Genomic DNA, 20,824 nt, shown 5'->3' on the forward strand with positions numbered 1-20,824 from the left:
ATCCTCCAAATTAATTGGGGGATTTTTTGTTTTTACGCTAAAATACATTGGTGATAAATGTATCAATTTGTAGAATTATTACACATTTGTTGTATATTTTTAATTAATTTTTTTGTCTGATCGGGACAGGTTTAAAATTTTTCAACATTTTTATTTTCTGTAAAATACCTTTTCTAATTCCCAATAAAGCTTTCTGAACCTTTTTTGAATTTTGTTACCCCTTCATTATTAGTGTGATATAAATAATTGGCTTGATCTTTGGTCAAGTGGTTGTAGTAGCGGAGGCTACTGATAATCAAATTTTTAACCTTTAAATTTTAAAACTATGGCTTTCAAAGCTAGATTAAATTTTTCGGGCAAGGAGTACGATGTGCTCAACTGTGCCTATGCGTTAAACCGCGATGTAGATGCAAAAGGAAGACCCTCTTCCGGAGTTTACGGCGGTACCATCGACATTGAGATCGAATCAACAGAAGACACCTCAATTATCGAGGCGATGGTAAACAACCAGTACAAACCTATTACAGGAACTCTTCTGATCAAGAAAACAGAGGAAGATGCCAAAATGAAAGAAGTTCATTTCGAAGATGGCTACATTGTTAAATATTCCGAAGGAATCAACATTGTGGGCGATCACCCGATGACGCTTAAATTCCAGATTTCAGCCCGCAAGCTAAAATTAGGAAACGCAGAGCACCTTAACGACTGGCCGAAGGCCTAATTGAGTTTGAGGGTAGGAAGGTATAAGGTGTAAGGTTTAAACGCCTAACGCCACGCGCGAAACGCTAAACAGTTTAACTAAAAGGTTTCAAACGCTTAACGCGATACGCCGAACCCCATGCTCTTAAGAATTCATTCATTTTAAAATATTTAAATTTTACTACAATGGCATTCAAAACCCGTTTAAACTTAGGATCAAAAGAATTTGATGTACTACAGTGCAGCTTTTCATTAAATAGAGATGTGGACGCAAAAGGCCGTCCATCTTCAGGCGTTTATGGTGGTACCATCCACATCGAGATCGAATCTACAGAAGATACTTCGGTGATCGAATCAATGGTTAACAACCAGTACAAGCCGCTTTCAGGCAACATCATTTTCAAAAAAGGCGAAGAAGATGCAAAAATGAAGGAACTGTCTTTTGAAGATGGTTACATCATTCAATATAATGAAGGCATTGCGGTAAACGACAATACACCGATGACTTTAAGTTTTGTGGTATCGGCACGTAAGCTAAAACTAGGCAATGCCGAACACGAAAACGACTGGCCTAAAGCATAATTAGATCTGAAATCGTTATCAGTTTCCGGCCAGGTGCTGGTACTGATAACGATTTTTTGTTTTTGGGACGTGATCAAAAAAGCTACCTATGGCTACTGACTTGGAATATATAAACCTGTTTAATCGTTGTACAATTTCTCCTTTAAAATCTGCAGAGATCAACCGGATTGTTGACAATAAAATATTAAGCAATAAATCACGATATCAGGCGATTAGGAATAAATTGCTTAATTTAACAGAATATACTTATCGTAATGCCTGCTTTTTTACCGAGCCTGAGGACAGGCTTCTCGAGAAGAATCCAAAAATAGCAAATGGTTTTTTTAGCAGATCATTTTCAGATACAGGTCTTTTTTCTGAAACCAGTGGTATACCATGGTATTTTATTGCCTGTGTGCATTACCGGGAAAGTAATTCCGATTTTACCAAACACCTGCACAATGGCGATCCATTAAGTGGCTTTACCAGGCAGCATCCTGCAAATAGGCCAAAAATTGGCCATGGGCCGCCATTTACCTTTGAAGAAAGTGCCGTAGATGCCCTGAAGTTGCGTGGTCTGGATAAAGAGACTGTTTGGTCATTACCTAAAGTTCTACTGCGTTTAGAACAATACAATGGTATAGCCAAAGCTTACCAAAATAATAACATCAATTCTCCATACTTGTGGGGTGGCTCTAACCTGTACACTAAAGGAGGTTTCCCAAGAGATCATGTTTTTAGTCTCGATTATGTAAATAAGCAGATCGGAACCGCTGTTATTTTAAAGGCAATGGAAAACAGAGGAATAATCAATATACCAAGGCAATGATATGAAAACAACCGGCATTTTATTTTCTTTTTTAGCTTTTTTACTGTTTTCTTGTGGGGCAAAGCATGATGGTCAGCAGCTTGAAAAAGTTAATGATACAGCTACTGTTACACGTCAAAAATCAGATTCAGTTCCTGCCAGAACAGATACGCTGGAAAAACTGGCGATCCGAATGCTGGCATCAGTAGAAAGTTATAGAAATGACGGCAATACGGAGCCTGAGCAGATGTTTATAAATGCGTTTGTTGAAGCCTTAAAAAAGCCAAAGACATTTGAAACCAACTTCACCAATTTGAAGAAATACGATATTCAAATGTTGACAGCAGATGATGGTAAACTCAGGGTGTTTTATTGGCTTTCGCCTTATTCCGGCTCTATGTGGCATGTGCAGAATATTATTCAATATAAGGATGAAAATAATGAAGTAACAGCCCTTTTGTTTAACAGTCTTTATCAGGATAAAGATGATGAGGGCAGCCCTACGCCATTTTTTGATCACATTTATGCCTTAAACACAACGCCTCAAAAAAAATATCTCTTTATCGGGTATGGACAAATGAGTGGAACTGAACCTTATACAGTAAGCCATACGCTGGTGATCGATCATGCAAAATTTAGTATAGATAAAGCATTGTTCAAAATAGGTAAAGCGGTTAAAACACAGTTATTCGCCTCTGCAGAACTTAAGGAAGACCAGGATAAAGAAAAAATACTGGCACAGCTGGCCATAACCTATAATGCTAAAAATAAAACTATTAGCTATCCAGTGGTAAATGAGACAAAAAACGGTTCTGCACTTACGGGGAAGAGAAGCGTTTTAACCTTTCGGGATGGAATGTTCAAATAGGCACAAACGATTATAAGTTGATATGGAAAAGAAATTAATCACCGAAATAAACATAGAAGATAAGGCCATTACCCATTTTGCTTCTTTCAGTTTAAAGCAGGCCTTTAATGCCCATCATTATTTTGAGCTGCGGTTTAACCATGATCAGATGGGTTTACCCGGAATGATCAGCTTAGACGATAGTCGGGATTTTGTAGGAAAAACCCTCACCGCTTCTTTCGGTTACGACCCGGACAGTTTACAGGAATTTGCAGGCATGGTAACAAAAGTCGAACTGGCGCAGAGCCATGGTTATCATGGTATACTGATCGTAAGCGGTTACAGCCCAACCATTTTGATTGACCGAGGACCAGATTTGGGTTCTTATCTTGATAAAGACTTAAATACAATTGTAAATCTTGCCACCTCTGATGTGCCGTCAAACGATATTAAAATCGTAGCCAATGCGGCGAGAAAAGAACCTATTGATTATCTGATCCAATACCGTGAAAGTGATTTCGATTTCCTGAACAGGCTTTCGGGCGAATACCATGAATGGTTTTATTATGATGGTAAGCAACTGAATTTTGGTAAACCAGATGATCAAAAAGAAATTGCCTTAATTTATGGCCGCGACGTACAGAATCTGCAGTACGCGATGGAAATTGCGCCGATCAAAAACAAACGTTTTGCCTATAACCCCAAGAAGGATGAAATGCTACAGGGCGAAAGCAGTGGCATTAGTGATGGATCACCAGATTTGGCACATGCCATACAGGTATCAAACACAATGTACAGCAAAACTTTTAACCAACCCGCGCTTATCCGCGTTGATAACAGCAACGATATTAAAAGTCATGTGCAGAATGAAGAAAAAGCACACATTAGCAATCTGTTAAAAGTTAATGCAAGCGGCGATAATGCTGCGCTGAGTATTGGTAGTATTGCAGAAATTACAATGAGTATCAGAAAAGAACTTTCATTTTCTACTGAGAGTCTGGGTAAATTTTTGATCACTACTATTAATCACGATATTGATGGTACGGGTAAATACTACAATACTTTTCAAGGGGTAGTAGCCACAACAGAACGGCTTTCAGTTAAAAACTATACTAAACCAAGTCCCGATATGCAATTGGCAGATGTTGTTGATAATGCAGATCCGCAAGGTCAGGGCCGCATTAAGGTAAAATTAAAATGGGAATGTAAAACCAATGATGTTACGGAGTGGCTGCGGGTTATAACTCCAGACGCCGGAAGTAGCGATAAAGTGAGCAAAAACAGGGGGTTTGTATTTATCCCTGAAATCGGCGATCAGGTAGCCTTAACTTTTGAAGAAGGAAACATTGCACGGCCAATTGTTTTGGGTTCTGTATTTCATGGCAAAAGTGGAAGTGGTGGAAGCGCCAGTAATAATAGCAAAAGTTTAACCTCGAAAAGTGGACATACTGTTCAGTTGAACGATGGCGGTGGTATTACGATTAAAGATAAAACAGGCGGCAACCATATTATAGTGGATGGCAATAACAAAGTAACAGTAACGTCTACCCAAACCGTAGTGCTTACCAATGGCTCTTCTTCTATCACGCTCGAGAAAGACCAGATTTTAATCCATGCTGATAAGATCGAGATTTCACAAAAGGATGGGGCTAAATCAAGTAAGATCGATATCAATGGTAAAGAGACCAATGTAAATACACAGGATATGAAGATTACATCTACAACCAATACCATTACGGGATCTAAAAATACAATAACAGGAACCAATCATGTTACTGGTGGTGCAACTACAATCGATGGCGGGGATGTCTTCATCAACTAAACTTGGAAAATATGTTTTGGAATTCAGCTGAAAACACGCATAAAAAAATTCAAATCAGCAGATGTTTTAATGAAAGATATCTGGTAACACAAACTTCGGAGATCGTAATGAGCAGCCTTGTCGTTAAAACCATTACGGAATTTAGGTGGGATGTTCGTGTTTTAAAAATAACAGATGAAGGCTATCAGATTGAATTGCTGAGTTTGGATAACGTTTTGAAAGAAAGTAATAACCCTAACATGCGCGATTTAAATGCATTTAATAATGCCTTTAAAAGGATGTATAGTGAGTTAAATATGCTGGTTGGTAAAGATGGTCAACTGATTGAAGTTAAAAACATATCAGAAATACAGCGCAAATGGTCACAGGTAAAGTCTGAAATGGAAGCCATTCAAACCAGGCACGATAATATGAAAGGCATAATCGCTTTAAATGATGAGCTTTTTAACAATCCCGATAATATTAAGGCCGCAGTAAAAGGAAATGAGTTTTTTGAGGTTTTTTTTAATGCTTATTTAGGCTTAAGTCTGCCTGGGGGTAAAAATATCAGGAAAAAAAGCCTTTTTGCACAGGAAAACATTAGTTGGAGTTATGCAGTAACTACCGAAAACCCGTTGTCACCAATGGGAGGAAAAGCCAATATCAGTATCGTTGGCCATGCTACTGAAAATTTTGATCAAGCCTGGATCAAAAACGCCTACGGCAGCTTTCCGATAACGGAAATTGCAGGACACAAACCCCAGGTTAGAGATGAAGCGAGCTACCAGATCGATTATAGGAGCGGAAGGGTTTTAAATGGTCTGGTAACGAAAGAAGAAGTTGTGCACCCTGAGTTTTTAAAGGCAAAAATGATTTATGAGATTATGGCCGATAACCAGGAAGTTGAACAGGAGCCAAATCCTGTAAAAGATACAGAAAGAACACCTGAAGAAACGCATGAAAAAGGAAGGTTTAGCCTGTTAGATTAATTTGTCATGGGAAATAAAATTGCCACAGAAGAGGATTACTGGATGTGCACCGGCGGTATCATGCCAGCCCAGATGCAGAGTATACAACGGATTGCTGAACAGAAAGACAGTAAAAAATACCTGATTAAAAGCGATACAGCAACTGCCTCAATGGGCGATTTTGTGTGCAAATGGATTATGCTTATTATGGCGCTGATTGCAGCTGTAGTTGCAGTATTAATTGTTGCTACTGGTGGTGCAGCGCTAGGTGTTTTGGTTGCAGTTGGTGCAGCTGCAGGCGCAGCTGGTGCGGCTTTTGGGAGTATTGTTGGCGGTTTGGTTTGTGGACAGAAAGCTGCAATTGCACGGACCTGGCTGGGCGATAAAAGTAATTTGATGATTGGTGGGCAAAAAACACTCACTACCGGAAGTACGATGGAATGCCCCGTATTTGGCTCAAAAATTGTGCATGCCCCCAATGTTAAAAACTGGTGGGATGCCTTGCGTGTAGGAATTGGCAATTTTGGCGAAACCGTAATTTTAGGTGCACTTGGAGGTGCATTAATAGGTTTGGGTGGTGCAGTATTATCGGGCTCGGCTGCATTGGCTTTACCCACTTTAGCTAGTGTGGGCACAAATATTTTGGGTTCGATAACTGGATGGGGGATGGCTGCCCGTTTGTACTTTGGCGCAAATGCCGTATCCAACCAGCAAGCACTTGGGCAGATCGATATCAACAATGTAGAGGAACGCGATGCAGCTTTTGGTAATGCGGCTTTTCCCGAATATGGAAGTATAAAAAGAATAGCCAGCGGAAGTGCCGAACCCATGGATGCCATGTTGTTACTTTATTTCTTAAATTTACGGGTGCCTGGTGCGAAACCCGATACACCACCAAAAGAAGAACCTGCCGGGGGTAATAAAGAAGAACCTGTAGCGCCTAAAGAAGAACAGGCAAAACCAAAAGAAGAAGAAGTTAAACCAGTAGAGAATGGACAGCCGATAGAAGAGGCTCTTGCTAAAGGCAAAGACGGGAAAGCTTATGAGGCTAAAAAACCTTCATTTAAAAATGGGCAATCAGATGGTGGACCAGGAACATGGGAAACCCGTCCGACACCTCAAAAAGGCGCTGCATATCAAGAAAAGGTTACCGGAGCACCAAAAGACACGGAATATGTAGTGAAGACTGATAAGATGAAGAGTGGAGAGAAAAAATTTGATGGATATGATCCTGAAACCAATACGCTGAAAGATGCGAAGGACTGGAATAAATGGCCGCCTTCAGGGAATAAACCATGGGAAAAAGCAGCAAGGCAGTCAGAAATTAATCATGCAAAGATAGATGCTGATATTGCAAATGAAGTAGGAAGTAAATTAGAATACCATGTTCCTACAGAAGAAAAAGCATCGCAGTTAAGAGAAATTTTTGCTGAAGAAGGAATAAACATAGACGTGATTGTAACACCTAAATAAAAGACTTACGCTACATGAAAGAAAAAGTTATGCTGAGATTAAGATTTGATAAGGCAGATCTAACAGCAGATCAATACATCAATTTTTGTGAAAAAATCTTAAAATCTCTAATGAATTTTGATAGTTATTTTTCTGATTTTGGCAGTTGGAATCTACGGACAAATTCAGCTGTGCATTTTAGAAATGATTACGAAGATTTCTATGATAAAGTATTTCAGCAGATACAAGATGAAGAAATAGCTTACATAAATCCAAATCCTGAGGATAAGGAGCTACACCATAATTCAATCAGTCCTTTTGGTTTTAGAACATCTTATACACCAAATAGCTCGGTAGATTCTAATGCTAATATTTCTATTGATGTCTCACCTACATCAAGTTCAAGATATTCATTTTTTATATTTGAGTTTCCATCTGAACAAATAGAAAAATTTATAAATATCCAATTTGCTGTAGCATTGCTAAAAAAATTGCAAATAATTCTACAACCTATTGACGGTACTATATTAACAAAACCCTTTTTTCACAAAGTAAATAAAAAAGATCTTGATCCTCCTATTGGATGGATCACCTATATTAAGGATAGTCTCAAAATAAAAGAGGTTTCAGTAAATGTTGTAAAGGAGTTTACCTCAAATGGAGTTATATTAATATTAAAAGAAAACTGTCCTGATTCAAATGACATTGAATATGTTAATAAAGCAATAGAAATTAGAGACTTTTTGGAACTAAAATAAATTTGAAGCAAAAATCATATTTCTAATCAAGAAGGTTAAGGATAAATGATCAAAATTGATATTGAAAAGAAAATAATATTGAACTTTTCAATCGCTAAAGAAGAAATTAATGCAGAAGAATTCATTGCTTTCTGCAAGAAAATTATTTTTTGTTTAAAAGCGTACGATGACATATTTAATTTGGTAACTGTTATTGATGTGAATACATGCATAAGTTACTTTTTTGAAAATGATCTGTCAGATTTTGATGCAAAGCAGTTAAAATTAATCATTATGAACAAAAGGATATTGTATATGACAATTCTGGAAGAGGTAATCAATCCTTAACTGAACAGTCTAAATCTTGGATTGGCTTTTCATCTGTAATTTTCTTTGGTGGGGGGAAGATGTAAAAAGTACTCCTGAAGTTAGTTTAACAATTTCGCAGGGAGCAACAGGAAGTATTACCGCAACAATTAAGATTGCAGATAAAAACCAAAAAAAGCTGACTACAGCTTACACATTTGGATTGATAGAAGAAATATCGAAAGTAGTAAAAGTGCTAGATGCAAGCGCGATATCGGGTAAATTTTTTGTGAAGGTCAGACGGAAAGCTAAGCCTTCCGTTGGATGGATAAATTATACGAGAAATAAAAATCTTCTAACATTTTTAAAAGCTGAAGAAGAAATGAAGGAATTAAGTGATGGTGTAATTTTTTCAATTGCAGACCGCAAGATTTTTGATACACTAGATCAATCAGTCATTAACCGCTCCATAGAAATCAGCGATTTTTTAGACATGAAATCTTAGCTTAAGTATAATTTATTTCTATTTAAAACCTGGGATAGTAATTCTTAGATTACTGCCTGCACTCAAAAGTGCAGGCAAAGTACTTAACCAAACAAGGAGCAAAGGCGCTTGCAAAGGGCTTAGCTAAACATGCAGATGATATTGCAAAGGCGACGGGTAAAATATGCGTGTTTGCCTGTTTCCCGGCAGGTGAAAATGGAAAGATGGAAACGGGGAGAATTGGATGAATTATTTAAATGGAATAGCTCAGAAATTAATGATCCACCAGGAAAGCCCTTTAGCCCTTGGCTTACACCTGATTGGGAAAAGAACTGATTTTAGAATTTGATTGTTGGTAAACATTAGTTTAAGTAAATAATATGACATTTGATCATAGATTTTATAATGATGTCCGTTATTTAATAATGGATGAAGAGTAAAGCTTAAATAGCATCAAAACAAGGGTTGAGGGAGATGTCTCTAAAGTAATTTGGAAAGAATATGGCAAAACAACTAAAGATTGGGTAAAATATGCATATGAGCATAACCTTTGGTATCCTACAACAGTATATAAAGACAATGAGCCATTTGCCTATATTGTTAATACTGAAAAAACTGTCATATTAAATTTCTCAATGAAAAACTGTTTTGGACTGTGGGCATGGTTTTTAAAAAAGAAAACAGCGATAAAATGTTTTGAAGTGAGATATGGATTAGAAGTTATGCCGGTTAAAATGATGAGATGTTAAAAGATCTTTTACAGGACCAACATTTAGTTTTCACTCCTAAAGGAAATCTAACGCTACAACAGAAACTATTGTTCGTGAACCATCTGTCAAGATTGAACGGGAAGAAAAGGAAGCTGCACATCCTGTAAATGTTTCGCAGAATTGGAAAAATATACCGAAATACGGCGAATATGATGAACTTTTGGATTATGAATCGATTATCAAGCCTGGCGATCTTTTAAAGGGAATAGATAACAGTGTAGAACCTCCTGCTGATAATCAGGCTAACGAGGGTAATAGGAAAGATGATCATCCATGGCTGCCAAAGGATTGGAATAGGAATTATCTTGAAATGGGGCCGGTTGAAGGTGGCTTATTTTAACCTGAGTATTTAGCAAAAAAAAGGCTCCCTGATCAAATCAGAAAGCCTTGGTTTCATTTGCGTGTTTGTATATTATTTGATTGAAGCTAACTCTTTTTCAACAGCAACAGTTTCTATCGAACTGATGTTGGTTTTTAATGCTGCAAATTTATCTATGGTCAACTTTGGTGATTTACCCATTACTAAAGTATGGTTGTCAGTAGAACCACTTAATTTTAAATCAGCATGATCTGAAATCACAGTATATAAACCTTCAGAACTGGTGTTGATTTCTGCATAGGCATTTCCTGTTAAAAAGATTTGAAGATATTTAGTGATCAGTTTCCCTTCGGTTTTAACAATAGCATTTTCTGAACCTTCAATTCTGTAAAAATCTTTTACGTAAACGGTTAATTTTGCTTTTTCGGTACTGGTTGAAATGATTTTTAAATGATCACCGTTTTGCGTTACTTTCACCGTTCCAGTATTATCATCACCATAGGAGATACCAGCATGATCGCACTGAATAATGGTTACTTCTACATTTCCTTTTACAGAAATTGTTTTAAATGCCGGTATTTTGATCGTGGCAACCGGATTTTTTTCTATTGCAGAAACGTTTGTAATAGATAAAACTGATAATAAGGCAAAAACGATTAGTGAAGTAGTAATTAGGGTTTTCATATATCTTTATTTAAAAATTAAATTTTAATAAATTGTTTGTTAGTTGTTTATGTTTATTTCTTTGTTTGTGTTTGATGATAAGACGCCATGAAATAAAAAACGTTGCAGGCCACATTGCGCTTTTATACAATCAATAGCTAATACTCGACGAACAGGCATTAATTAAAGACGAAAGCCTGAAACTTTTACCAAGCATTTGTAAAATATTTTAAGATCTATTTTTGGATTGCGCTTTTTTTTTATCTTTAATGAGAATTTAGGCTTGTTTATTTATGAAAAAAAAGGTTGTACTTGTTCAGGATAATAAAGATATCCTCGATATAATGGACGAGGTATTGGAAGAGGAGGGATTTGATGTTACCGCATCATTAACAACCGAGCCTATAGAAAAGATAGATGAAATTGAGCCTGATGTGGTGATTGTGGATGATCACATCAAAGGCAAAAAGAAAGGATCTCAGGTGATTAAAGAACTAAAATCTGACCCTGAAACGCAAGATGTATCGGCAGTACTTACCTCAACATCAAATAACTTACCGCAACAGGCAGAAGATTGTAAAGCCGACGATTATATCGAAAAACCATTTGATATCGATCACCTGGTAAATGTAGTAAAGAAAAACGCTTAGCGTTTATTTAATAGCACAATAGTCATTTCAACTGGAGTGCAACGGAATGGAGAAATCTACAAAAGTATTTTGTGGGATTTAATTTATTGATTTCTAGACCGCGCCCGAAACGACGGATCTATATAAAAGTGTCCTGCAGTTATGAACTATAATCACATGCACATTAGGTTGTAAAATACCACAATAATAAACCGAATGGCAGATAAATTGTTAATCCTCATACCTTGTTCACTTAACAATTAATATAGCTATGGCCTCTTGCAAAACTGTTGTGCTATTTATGCTGTTTTTTATTTTAACAAATGGGGTGTTTGCCCAAATAACGAAACCTGCGTCATCAAAACAAAATTTAACATCGAATAAACAAATGGCCGATCAGGCAATTTTAACGATTCGACAGGATGTGCATAAAATCAATTCAAAGCCGCTAAAAAAGGAACACTACACATATGAATCTGATGGTTGTACGGAGGATGGGGTAGTAGATTACTATTTTGACGGAAAAGCCATCGTTAAAATCGTAGAATCAGGTTCAATAGGTGATGGGAGTTGGGTAAATGAATACTATTACCGATCGGGTAAAGTAATTTTTTGTTTTGAGACAATTGTTGGCGGACCTGCAATCGGTAAGGTTACCAAAACAGCATATCGGTTTTACGTTAAGGATGGCAGTCTTATAAAAGCAATGGAAGGAACGAAGACTATTACAGCGGGCTCGAAATCGGGTGAGTCTGTTGGAACTGCAAACAGGATATTTAAAGCTTATACCTCAAAAGATTTTTCCGGAGCTTTGTGTAATTAATTCTTAATACAGCTTGGTGTCTGTTTTGTGAAAAAGATATGGAACCAACTGCCAAAGCAGCTAAAAAGCTGTATAAAACATTGTTTCTATTTGAAAAATAAATCAGAAGTTATCACTAACAGAGCCTACAGTATAATAATTTTCCATATCGTTACCTTTCTAAAGTTGGTTTGTAGGTGTCCGTATGTACAGTTGCCTTTAACTCGTGCAAAATCTGGTACAATCCAAAATTAGTCCGGTTAACATAAATAAAATGTTTTACGCCGCGGGCCTGTTTAAATTCTGGCATTTTAGAAATCTTTTCACCATATGCGTACAGCTGCTCAAAAAAATCAGGTTTACTAAAATCAAAAGATGTACCGATATAAGGTTTGGCAAAGAGACTGATCATTTCCGTGTATGATTTATAATAAAACTCAACCTGCTCAGGAGAGTCATCTTTATGGATCATTTCCAGTTTTCTGAAGGCATCGATCGTTTTATTTTTATCATTGATCACATCAGTAGAAATTAAGGAAAAGAAAGGATAATAAAAATCATCTGGCATCTCTTTAATACAGCCAAAATCTATTACGCCGAGATTTTCATCGGGAGTGATCATGAAATTCCCAGGATGCGGATCTGCATGAACAGCCCTGAGTTCATGTTGCTGAAAGTTATAGAAATCCCATAAAGCCTGACCGATTTTATTCCGGAGTTCCTGAGGAGGATTGGTCTGCAAAAATTCTTTTAAGTGCTGGCCATCAATCCAATCCATAGTGATGATACGCTTGCCGGAAAATTCGGGATAATATTTGGGAAAAACCACATGATCAAGATTTTTACAAGCTTCAGAAAATTCGATAGAACGCTTAACTTCCAGTTCATAATCTGTTTCTTCAAGCAAACGCTCTTCCACTTCTTTGATGTAGATATTCAATTCTCTTTCAGACATTCCTAGTAAACGGAATGCAAAAGGTTTTACCAGTTTTAAATCAGATGAAATACTGTCGCCCACACCTGGATACTGAATTTTTATGGCTAATTTTTTACCATTAAGCGTGGCCTGGTGCACTTGCCCGATGGAAGCTGCATTACTGGAGTTTAGATTAAAACTATCGAAAATGTTTTCGGGAGTTTTACCGAAATTTTTAGTAAAAGTGCGCACAATTAACGGACCCGAAAGCGGAGGTGCATTGTATTGCGATTGGCTAAACTTATCTACGTAAGATTTTGGCAGGATATTTTTATCCATGCTCAGCATTTGTGCTATTTTTAAGGCACTTCCTTTTAGTTCGCTCAGCGATTTATATATATCAGTTGCATTATCCTCATTAAGCTGTTCACGGTCCATATCCGGGTTGAACAGTTTTTTTGAATAATGTTTAATATAATTACCGCCGATCTGAATGCCTGTTTTAACGAATTTTGCCGAACGCTCTACTTTAGTAGTTGGAATACTTTTTTGTGTCTTCATCTGGTATTTAAAACCTCATCTTTTCTGCAAACTTTCCGTTTCTCGATAAAAATTTCCCATATTCCAATAAATTATCAATTGGCGAATGCTGGAAAAGATCAAAAGTAACATTAATGCCCTTTTCTATGGCTTCGTCGCTTTTTTCGAAACCTTCACTATCATCGTTGATCCAGAAATTAAGAATAAAGGCAAACTGGATCCACAAGGCATCCTTGTACCTTTTGCTTAAAAAACGGCGTTCAGCAAGTTCACCGCTATCTAAACCCTCTTCAATAATTTCTTGTGCAAAGTTTTCAAAAATCGGTTTAACTCCAGCCAGTACGTCGGGTGTAGAAAATTTACCTTTATGATGCTTTAAGCTATAAATTACAAAACTACGCTCATTCTTCAGGTTTTCCAGATAACTATAAAAGAAAGAAAGCATTTTTTCTCTGGCCGTGTACTGAAGCCAGACTTCCTGATCTTTGATTTTACTAATGGTTTCGAATGTGAATTCAAACCAGATTGTTTTTTCTATGCTTTCGAAAGAAGAAAAAAACTGATAAAAATCGGCCTCGGTAATTTTTAGTTTTTTCACAAAAATATAAACCGATTTAGGTTTTTCATCGTTCGTTAAAACATAATCTAAATACCCTTTTCTAATTTGTTGAGCAGTTGCCATATAGCTGTTTTTTACAAGTATAACGTTTAATTAAATCGCTTGTTTTTCTTACCGGATTTTTGTTGATCATGAAATTGTAATAATAGCTTTCAAAATAATTGAAAGTTGGTTTTTAGCTAATTGTTTTAGTTTTTAAAATTTTTATTTGTCGCAACTATTTCGATTTTAACTAAATAATTTAGTATTTTTGTTTTCTTTATTCCTTAAATTAAATCACGGTTATATGATCCAGGTGAACGATTTTTTATATGGCAAAATGGAGCTGCCCATGGTGTTTTCCGATCTCTTGAATACTGATGCTTTAAAAAGGTTGGGTGGGATCCATCAAAGTGGTGCCATATTTTTGGTTAATCCAGATATCTGCCATTCACGGCTGGAGCATGCTATCGGTGTGACCATGTTGATCAGGATGCTTGGTGGTTCAGAACTGGAGCAAATTGCAGGCCTGCTACACGATATTTCGCATACCGCTTTTTCCCACGTGGGCGATTATGTTTTCAACAATACCGATGAGGATTATCATGAAAAGGTTTTTGCCGAAATTTTATGCAAATCGGAAGTGCCGGGTGTATTGTCGAAGTATGGATATAATGTTAGCCAGATTTTGCATGGTACCTTTGATATTTTAGAACAGCCTTTGCCAGCGCTCTGCGCCGATCGTTTAGATTATACTTTACGTGATGGTATTCATGGTGGAGTAATTTCCCGCCAGCGTGCCCGCGAATTTTTAAATGCTGTTGTGCTGAAAGATGGTAAAATAGCAGTGAATGCTGAAGCTGAAGTGGCTTGGATTAATGAAGCTTTTGAGAAACTGAACAATGATGTGTTTAGGTTGCCCCTTCATTTATATGCCAATGGCAAAATGGCCGAACTGATTAAGAAATTTTTAGATAAAGGTTTATTGGTTGAAAGCGACCTGTTTAAAACAGACACCATGCTGTTGAACAAGATTCGAACATCATACGAAGGTTATGAAGCGATTAAGTCGATTAAACAGTTAAAAGGTTTGGCCGAATTTATGCGGCATGGCGCAGTACCAAAGATTAAAAAACGGACGCTAAATGCTTTATTGGTTTAATAAGCTTGGCATGGATTGCTTAAAAAGAAGAATGATCATTTAATTGACTTAAGGATAGTTTATGTAATGTATTTGCCATCGTTCCTCACCCTTAAATTGTCTAAAAATCTTTTTGTTTTAGCGGCAACTTAAACAAGTTTTAGGTTCTTCAACTTATTCTATCAATGCTGTAAATAAGTGTTGAATTGTCTTACGAAAGGATAATTTACTGTGTACATTTCATCATGCTGAACTTTTTAAGGATGTTGCCATAAATCAATATTCAGGAATCCAATTCAATAGAATTCACGTATATTGTAAAAAAAATATAACGATATGTCTGCAATAGAAATTATTTTAATCGGCGTGGTTATCCTGCTTATTTTTGGTGGTAAAAAACTTCCCGAATTAATGAAGGGTATAGGGAAGAGTGTAAAAGAATTTAAGGATGCTAAAAATGAGCCGCCGGTTAAATAATTTTTGTAAATGAAACATTCCTTTACAGGTACTGTTTATCATTAATAAATAGCTCAAAATGGAAAATCAAAAGCAAGACCTGAATAAAGCGACTTTCACTGAAGAAAACATAAAACATCCCGATCAGGGACTTGACAATTGGAACGACCGTTTAGACGAAAACCTGGAACCTGAGGCAGGTAATGATACAGATGCAGATCAAAAAGCTAAAGATTTTTCTGAAAAGTTCGGAAGTGGCGATCAGTCCGACCAGGGTAATAATGATTGACTATTTATCATGTAGGCAATTTATATAAAATGGCTTTTTCTTCATTGCCTATATACCCAATACTTTCTTTTATTTAAATGTGCAATTCATTTATATCCGAAATTTTTTACACTAACCTTTCATTTTATTACACCAATGCGAATTTTTCTATTTAAAAATAGTTAAAATTACATAATTGTTTTTCATGTAATTTGATTAATAGTATATTGCGTAGCTAATCAAACAAACATGTATAACGTTTTCAAACTAGACTGATAAGTGATGAATAAGCATTGGTTATTGGTCTTGTTTTTCTTGCTTTCTGTTGGTTTTTCTTCTTTTGCGCAAAATACATCGAACAAAGGAAAAGATTTTTATGTTCCTTATGCAGGGCATATTGATGGTAATAATTCCAGATTAACCTTGTTTCTGTCTGCAGATCAAGCTACTGATTATAAAGTTTATATTGGAGGGGTTTTGGTATCTCCGGTCGGAGCCACGATCCCGGCCAATACCTGTTTGCCAGTCGTAATTGATCCGAATGCATATAATGTGCTAATGAGTAGTTCGAATGCAATCGAACAGAATAAAGCCATCAATGTGGTTACCACCAAAGCAATATCGTTGTACAGTATCATTTCCAATAATGCCCGTACAGGTGGTACTTTGGTATTGCCAACCAATACACTTGGGCAAGAATATTATGCTTTTAGCTATGAAAATCACGGGAATCAACAAGGGTTTTCACAATTTACAATTGTAGCAACAGCAAATAATACAGATATAGAAATCACACCCAAACAAAATGATAGAACTGGTGTAAGAACTGCCAATACCACTTTTACAATTAAATTAAATAAAGGTGATATCTATCAATATCAATCCATCGGTGATTTGACAGGAAGTCATATTAAAGCGCTAAATTGTAGTCCTATAGCTGTATTTTCGGGTAATACCTGGGCAGCATTTTGTAATGAGGGCAACAATCGTGTTCCAAGCGGAGGCGACAACCTCTATCAGCAGGTTTTTCCGGTTGCTGCGTGGGGGAAAAATTTTGTGACAGCGCCTTTTTACAATACCCTTAATGGTAATACCGATATTATGAGGATAATTGTTGCTGATGATAATACTGTATTAACGGTTAATGGAAGTACCATCAGTGCCAACGGAACCCCGCTTTCTAATCCTTACAGTAAGGGCGCGGTGGTTACATTTTTTTCAACTACGGCAAATGTAATTTCAGGTTCAAAACCTATTGCTGTTGCACAATACCAGACTTCGCAAACCTGCAATCCAAGCAATGCACCAGATACGAGGCAGGGCGGCTCATTTTTGGGAGATCCTGAAATAACGGTGCTTAATCCCGTAGAGCAAACATTAAATAATATTACCGTTTTTTCAGATCTGAAGTCGGTAAGAGTACCCACTCAGATTTCCAAGTACTATCTAAATGTTATTATTAAAACCGCAGATATTTCCTCGTTCAGACTTGATGGTAATCCGGTGGGTAATTTTACTGGTATTGATAATGTATTTAGTTATGCCATCATTGATGTGACCAATACTCAACCCCAGCACCGATTATCTTCAGCAGGTGGTTTTTCTGCCATTTCGTATGGTTATGGTGCGGTAGAATCGTATGCTTATCTCGCAGGTGCAAACATTCAGAATTTTACCTTTCAGCCTACCAGTACCGTTACCGGACAATCCATAACCAGTGGGTGTTTAGGTGAACCCATCAGCTTAACCATTAATTTACCCTATCGGGCCACTAAGTTGGACTGGGAAATTCAGGGCGCACCGAGTTTTACTGATGTAAATCCTACTCCTGTTAATACTTTTACCAGACCGAATGATAACAACACTTATTATACGTATAAATATCCTAATCAGCTAAATTATCCAAACCCCGGCGATTATCAGTTTAAAGTAATCGCCACCAAGCCAAGTGTGGATAATTGTGGTAGTATTGAAGAATTGATTATTGATTTTTCGGTTGATAATCAGCCTACTGCCGCATTTGACTTGCCGGCTGCCGGTTGTCAATCAGGTGGCATTCAATTTACCGATAAGAGTAAGTCCAATTCAAACTCAAGGAGCATTACGCAATGGTTATGGGATTTTGGTGATGGAAGCACCCCTTCAACTGAACAAAATCCTGTTCACATTTATGAGCGACCAGGAAATTTCAACGTGGTTTTAACGGCCACTACAGATTCGAAGTGTTCTGAAACATCTGCTGCATTTCCAATCTTAATCAATCCTAAACCTGTATCCGATTTTGAGGTAAAAAGTTTATGTGTGGGCAAACCGATTATTTTAACCGAAAAATCGACAATTGAAAACCCGGGGAGCATTGTAAAGTGGACCTGGGATTTTGGCGATGGAAGTGCAACTTCAACTGAGCAGCATCCCATCCATCAATATAATGCAATTGGTTCTTATATCATTACCCTGACTACCGAAAGTGATAAAGGGTGTGTGAGTGAAACCAAAAGCAAAAATATAACGGTAATTAACCCACAATCTGCTGATTTTGAATTGCCGGATTTCTGTTTGGATGATGGCGTAGCCAGATTTAAAAATACATCCAAAAATGCTGATGGAAGTACAACGGGTTTAACAGCACAATGGACCTTTTCCTATAATGGAAGTACTGTAGCGACGTCAGGTGATTTCGACGGCTCTTTTTCTCCTACGGTTACCGGCGATTATGGTGTAGCTTTGGTTGTAAAAAATGGAGATGGCTGTGAAATGTCAAAAATACTCAGTTTTACGGTTAATGGTGCAGTTAAAGCTGCCGATTTTGATATGGTAAAGAATAATGTTTGTGTGAGTGATCAGATCATCATCAGAAATACGTCAACTACCTTTGCAGGCAGGATTACGAAAATTGAAATTTACAGGGATACAGAAAGTGAAACTAGTATTTATAAAACCATTCCTTATCCTGATAATAGTGATATAGAGATTCAGTACAATACTTTCGGCGGTGCTACAGACCGCAACTTTAATATTAGGCTGGTCGCTTATTCTGGAGAAAATTGTTTTAAATCAGTAGAAAAACAGGTTACAGTAAAACCAGTTCCGCAATTGGTTTTTGATGAGATGCCTGCTGTTTGCGAGGCTGATGGAACGGTACTTATTACACAAGGAAAGCAGAAAGAGGAGGAAGAAGTGGCCGGTGGTAGCGGTGAATATACTGGAGATGGGATAAAGGCGGATGGCACCTTTAATCCCAGAATAGCAGGAGTAGGATCACATATCATCACTTATACTTTTAAAGGCGCTAACGATTGTTCTGCTTCAATAAGTAAAGCCATCGAAGTGTATGCATCGCCTGTGGCCAACGCAGGTACATTGATTTACATATTGGCCGGTGGGCAGATTGAAATTCCGGCAACTGCTGAAGGCACCGATTTGAAATATAAATGGTCGCCGGCAACTGGATTAAATAAAACAGATGTATTGAATCCGGTTGCATCGCCAGATAACGACACAGAGTATACCCTAACAGCAACCACACAGCCCGATGGTTGTTCAACTACCTCAAAAGTATTGGTAAAAGTTTTACAGGTCTTAACTCCACCTAATACCTTTACGCCAAACGGCGATAATGTAAATGATACCTGGATTATTAAATATTTGGAGTCTTACCCTAATGCTACCGTAGATATATTTAACAGAAATGGCCTTAAGGTATTTTCCAGTAAAGGGTATAAGGTTCCGTTTGATGGTACTTACCAGAACGAACCATTACCAGTTGGTGTTTATTATTACATGATTAATCCACAGAATGGCCGTAAAACCATAACAGGACCGCTCACTATAATCAGATAAATTGAAGAAGCTCATTATCACATTTTCACTTTTTGCATCCCTAAACGTTTTTGCGCAACAAAAGCCACAGTATACGCAATACATTTTTAATCAGTACCTGCTCAATCCAGCGCTTTCCGGAATTGAAAATTACCTTGATTTTAAAGCCGGTTACCGTAAACAATGGTCTGGTATTACTGATGCGCCACAAACTTCTTTTGTGTCAGCACACTGGGCACTGGGCGATAACCAATTGTGGAGTAATGCACTAACCGCTTTCCCCGAGCAAACAGGGAACCCGATGGACAGGAACTATACGCAAAATTACCTGTCGTCTCCGGCGCACCATGGAATGGGGGTAACTGCTGTTTTAGATAAAACTGGTCCGATAAAAAGGTTGGATGCAAATGTTACCTATGCCTATCATTTACAGCTGAGTAATAATTTTAATCTTTCGGCAGGCGTGGCAGCAGGTATTTCGAGTATTGCCTTAGATGTGAATGCGCTTACTTTCGATACACCAATAGATCCGATTATGAACAGGGCATTGATTAATCAGGTAAAACCCGATTTAAGCATCGGTTTATGGTTATATGGCGCCAGGATGTTTGCAGGTGTTTCTGTACAGCAAATTTTACCTCAAAAATTAAGTTTTACAGGTGATAACAGTTATAACCTGGGTAAAGAAGTACCACATTATTTTGCTACTGCAGGATATAAATTTTTTGTTGATGATGAAATTTCAGCAATCCCGTCGGTAATGGTCAAATACGTATCGCCAGCACCTGTATCTGCTGATGTAAACCTGAAATTGGCCTTTAAGGATAAAATCTGGCTCGGTGGAAGTTATCGTAAAGACGATTCTTTTGCTGCAATGGCTGGTTTCAATATTGGGAAGATGGTTAACCTTACTTATTCATACGATTTTACCACTTCGCAGTTAAACCAGGTAAGCAACGGTAGCCACGAGATCGTATTGGGCTTGATGCTGAATAACATTTATAAAGTACCTTCTTACATTAAGATGTGGTAATGGTGTTCAGATTTCTATAATAATCAGCTTTTTGATTGGAGCGCAAAACCTGTATAAAACAGGAAGTATCTTCCCGTCTTTCGCTTTTACGCTTCGCTTCCTCGTACCTCGTTGCTGCAGGGTAATGCTGCAGCCGGGGCTAGATGGCCTGGGGCAGTCGTTATCTTTTGGAGTTGCAGAACGCAGAAACTTTGTGCCTAAACCCGA

General features: G+C 37.4%; 21 protein-coding genes. 18 read left to right on the plus strand and 3 right to left on the minus strand.

All coding sequences use genetic code 11. The annotated features are described in order from the left end of the window. The first annotated feature begins 325 nt into the window (after window positions 1–325). The 11 genes from tssD (ABEG20_RS04600) to ABEG20_RS04650 all read left to right on the plus strand — a co-directional run bounded on the left by tssD (ABEG20_RS04600) (window position 326) and on the right by ABEG20_RS04650 (window position 9,773). Entirely contained in the window at window positions 326–721 is a 396-nt protein-coding gene (gene tssD, locus ABEG20_RS04600; RefSeq protein WP_335321757.1) for a type VI secretion system tube protein TssD, read from the plus strand. A 164-nt stretch (window positions 722–885) separates the two neighbouring features. Next, window positions 886–1,281 (plus strand): type VI secretion system tube protein TssD, encoded by a 396-nt coding sequence (gene tssD, locus ABEG20_RS04605; RefSeq protein WP_090983662.1) that lies wholly within the window; start codon window positions 886–888, stop codon window positions 1,279–1,281. A gap of 88 nt (window positions 1,282–1,369) precedes the next feature. After that, window positions 1,370–2,089 carry a hypothetical protein gene (locus ABEG20_RS04610; protein WP_406826215.1) on the plus strand — a complete coding sequence of 240 codons (720 nt, stop codon included), beginning with the start codon at window positions 1,370–1,372 and terminating at the stop codon, window positions 2,087–2,089. A 1-nt stretch (window position 2,090) separates the two neighbouring features. Beyond that, a complete protein-coding gene (locus tag ABEG20_RS04615; protein WP_406826216.1) occupies window positions 2,091–2,936 on the plus strand; it encodes a hypothetical protein in 846 nt (281 codons plus the stop codon). Window positions 2,937–2,958: 22 nt separating this feature from the next. Further along, window positions 2,959–4,737, plus strand: a complete 1,779-nt coding sequence (locus ABEG20_RS04620; protein WP_406826217.1) for a type VI secretion system Vgr family protein — start codon at window positions 2,959–2,961, stop codon at window positions 4,735–4,737. 11 nt (window positions 4,738–4,748) lie between these two features. Beyond that, window positions 4,749–5,705 (plus strand): hypothetical protein, encoded by a 957-nt coding sequence (locus tag ABEG20_RS04625; protein WP_406826218.1) that lies wholly within the window; start codon window positions 4,749–4,751, stop codon window positions 5,703–5,705. A 6-nt stretch (window positions 5,706–5,711) separates the two neighbouring features. Next, window positions 5,712–7,157 carry a Tox-REase-5 domain-containing protein gene (locus ABEG20_RS04630; RefSeq protein ID WP_406826219.1) on the plus strand — a complete coding sequence of 482 codons (1,446 nt, stop codon included), beginning with the start codon at window positions 5,712–5,714 and terminating at the stop codon, window positions 7,155–7,157. 14 nt (window positions 7,158–7,171) lie between these two features. Beyond that, entirely contained in the window at window positions 7,172–7,894 is a 723-nt protein-coding gene (locus ABEG20_RS04635; RefSeq protein WP_406826220.1) for a hypothetical protein, read from the plus strand. Between the two features lie 343 nt (window positions 7,895–8,237). Then, the gene (locus ABEG20_RS04640; RefSeq protein ID WP_406826221.1) at window positions 8,238–8,684 is read left to right on the plus strand and encodes a hypothetical protein; all 447 of its coding nucleotides are present in this window, start codon (window positions 8,238–8,240) and stop codon (window positions 8,682–8,684) included. Window positions 8,685–8,752: 68 nt separating this feature from the next. After that, the gene (locus tag ABEG20_RS04645; RefSeq protein ID WP_406826222.1) at window positions 8,753–8,911 is read left to right on the plus strand and encodes a hypothetical protein; all 159 of its coding nucleotides are present in this window, start codon (window positions 8,753–8,755) and stop codon (window positions 8,909–8,911) included. Between the two features lie 682 nt (window positions 8,912–9,593). Further along, on the plus strand, window positions 9,594–9,773 hold the full coding sequence (locus ABEG20_RS04650; RefSeq protein ID WP_406826223.1) for a hypothetical protein: 180 nt from the start codon (window positions 9,594–9,596) through the stop codon (window positions 9,771–9,773). A 72-nt stretch (window positions 9,774–9,845) separates the two neighbouring features. Here the strand turns inward: ABEG20_RS04650 and ABEG20_RS04655 are convergent, their stop codons facing one another. Continuing rightward, the gene (locus ABEG20_RS04655; protein WP_406826224.1) at window positions 9,846–10,436 is read right to left on the minus strand and encodes a GIN domain-containing protein; all 591 of its coding nucleotides are present in this window, start codon (window positions 10,434–10,436) and stop codon (window positions 9,846–9,848) included. Between the two features lie 272 nt (window positions 10,437–10,708). Between ABEG20_RS04655 and ABEG20_RS04660 the strand changes: the two genes are divergently transcribed. Together ABEG20_RS04660 and ABEG20_RS04665 are read left to right on the plus strand one after the other, a co-directional pair. Next, window positions 10,709–11,065, plus strand: a complete 357-nt coding sequence (locus ABEG20_RS04660; protein ID WP_406826225.1) for a two-component system response regulator — start codon at window positions 10,709–10,711, stop codon at window positions 11,063–11,065. Window positions 11,066–11,432: 367 nt separating this feature from the next. Beyond that, window positions 11,433–11,867 (plus strand): hypothetical protein, encoded by a 435-nt coding sequence (locus tag ABEG20_RS04665; protein WP_406826226.1) that lies wholly within the window; start codon window positions 11,433–11,435, stop codon window positions 11,865–11,867. A 151-nt stretch (window positions 11,868–12,018) separates the two neighbouring features. Here the strand turns inward: ABEG20_RS04665 and ABEG20_RS04670 are convergent, their stop codons facing one another. Further along, window positions 12,019–13,323 (minus strand): ABC1 kinase family protein, encoded by a 1,305-nt coding sequence (locus tag ABEG20_RS04670; protein WP_406826227.1) that lies wholly within the window; start codon window positions 13,321–13,323, stop codon window positions 12,019–12,021. A 7-nt stretch (window positions 13,324–13,330) separates the two neighbouring features. Further along, complete coding sequence (locus ABEG20_RS04675; protein WP_406826228.1) at window positions 13,331–13,984, minus strand: TetR family transcriptional regulator C-terminal domain-containing protein; 654 nt, start codon at window positions 13,982–13,984, stop codon at window positions 13,331–13,333. Between the two features lie 223 nt (window positions 13,985–14,207). On the opposite strand from ABEG20_RS04675, the gene ABEG20_RS04680 reads away from it, so the two are divergent. From ABEG20_RS04680 to ABEG20_RS04700, 5 genes are all read left to right on the plus strand, one after another. Then, window positions 14,208–15,062: an HD domain-containing protein gene (locus tag ABEG20_RS04680; protein ID WP_406826229.1), complete on the plus strand. Its 855-nt coding sequence runs from the start codon at window positions 14,208–14,210 to the stop codon at window positions 15,060–15,062. 315 nt (window positions 15,063–15,377) lie between these two features. Further along, window positions 15,378–15,518: a twin-arginine translocase TatA/TatE family subunit gene (locus ABEG20_RS04685; protein WP_090496822.1), complete on the plus strand. Its 141-nt coding sequence runs from the start codon at window positions 15,378–15,380 to the stop codon at window positions 15,516–15,518. Window positions 15,519–15,576: 58 nt separating this feature from the next. Further along, entirely contained in the window at window positions 15,577–15,786 is a 210-nt protein-coding gene (locus ABEG20_RS04690; RefSeq protein WP_406826230.1) for a hypothetical protein, read from the plus strand. Window positions 15,787–16,047: 261 nt separating this feature from the next. Next, window positions 16,048–19,605, plus strand: a complete 3,558-nt coding sequence (locus tag ABEG20_RS04695) for a PKD domain-containing protein (RefSeq protein WP_406826231.1) — start codon at window positions 16,048–16,050, stop codon at window positions 19,603–19,605. Between the two features lies 1 nt (window position 19,606). Then, window positions 19,607–20,617 carry a type IX secretion system membrane protein PorP/SprF gene (locus tag ABEG20_RS04700; RefSeq protein ID WP_406826232.1) on the plus strand — a complete coding sequence of 337 codons (1,011 nt, stop codon included), beginning with the start codon at window positions 19,607–19,609 and terminating at the stop codon, window positions 20,615–20,617. Window positions 20,618–20,824 lie beyond the last annotated feature (207 nt).

Source organism: Pedobacter sp. KACC 23697 (assembly GCF_045348445.1).
GTDB lineage: Bacteria > Bacteroidota > Bacteroidia > Sphingobacteriales > Sphingobacteriaceae > Pedobacter.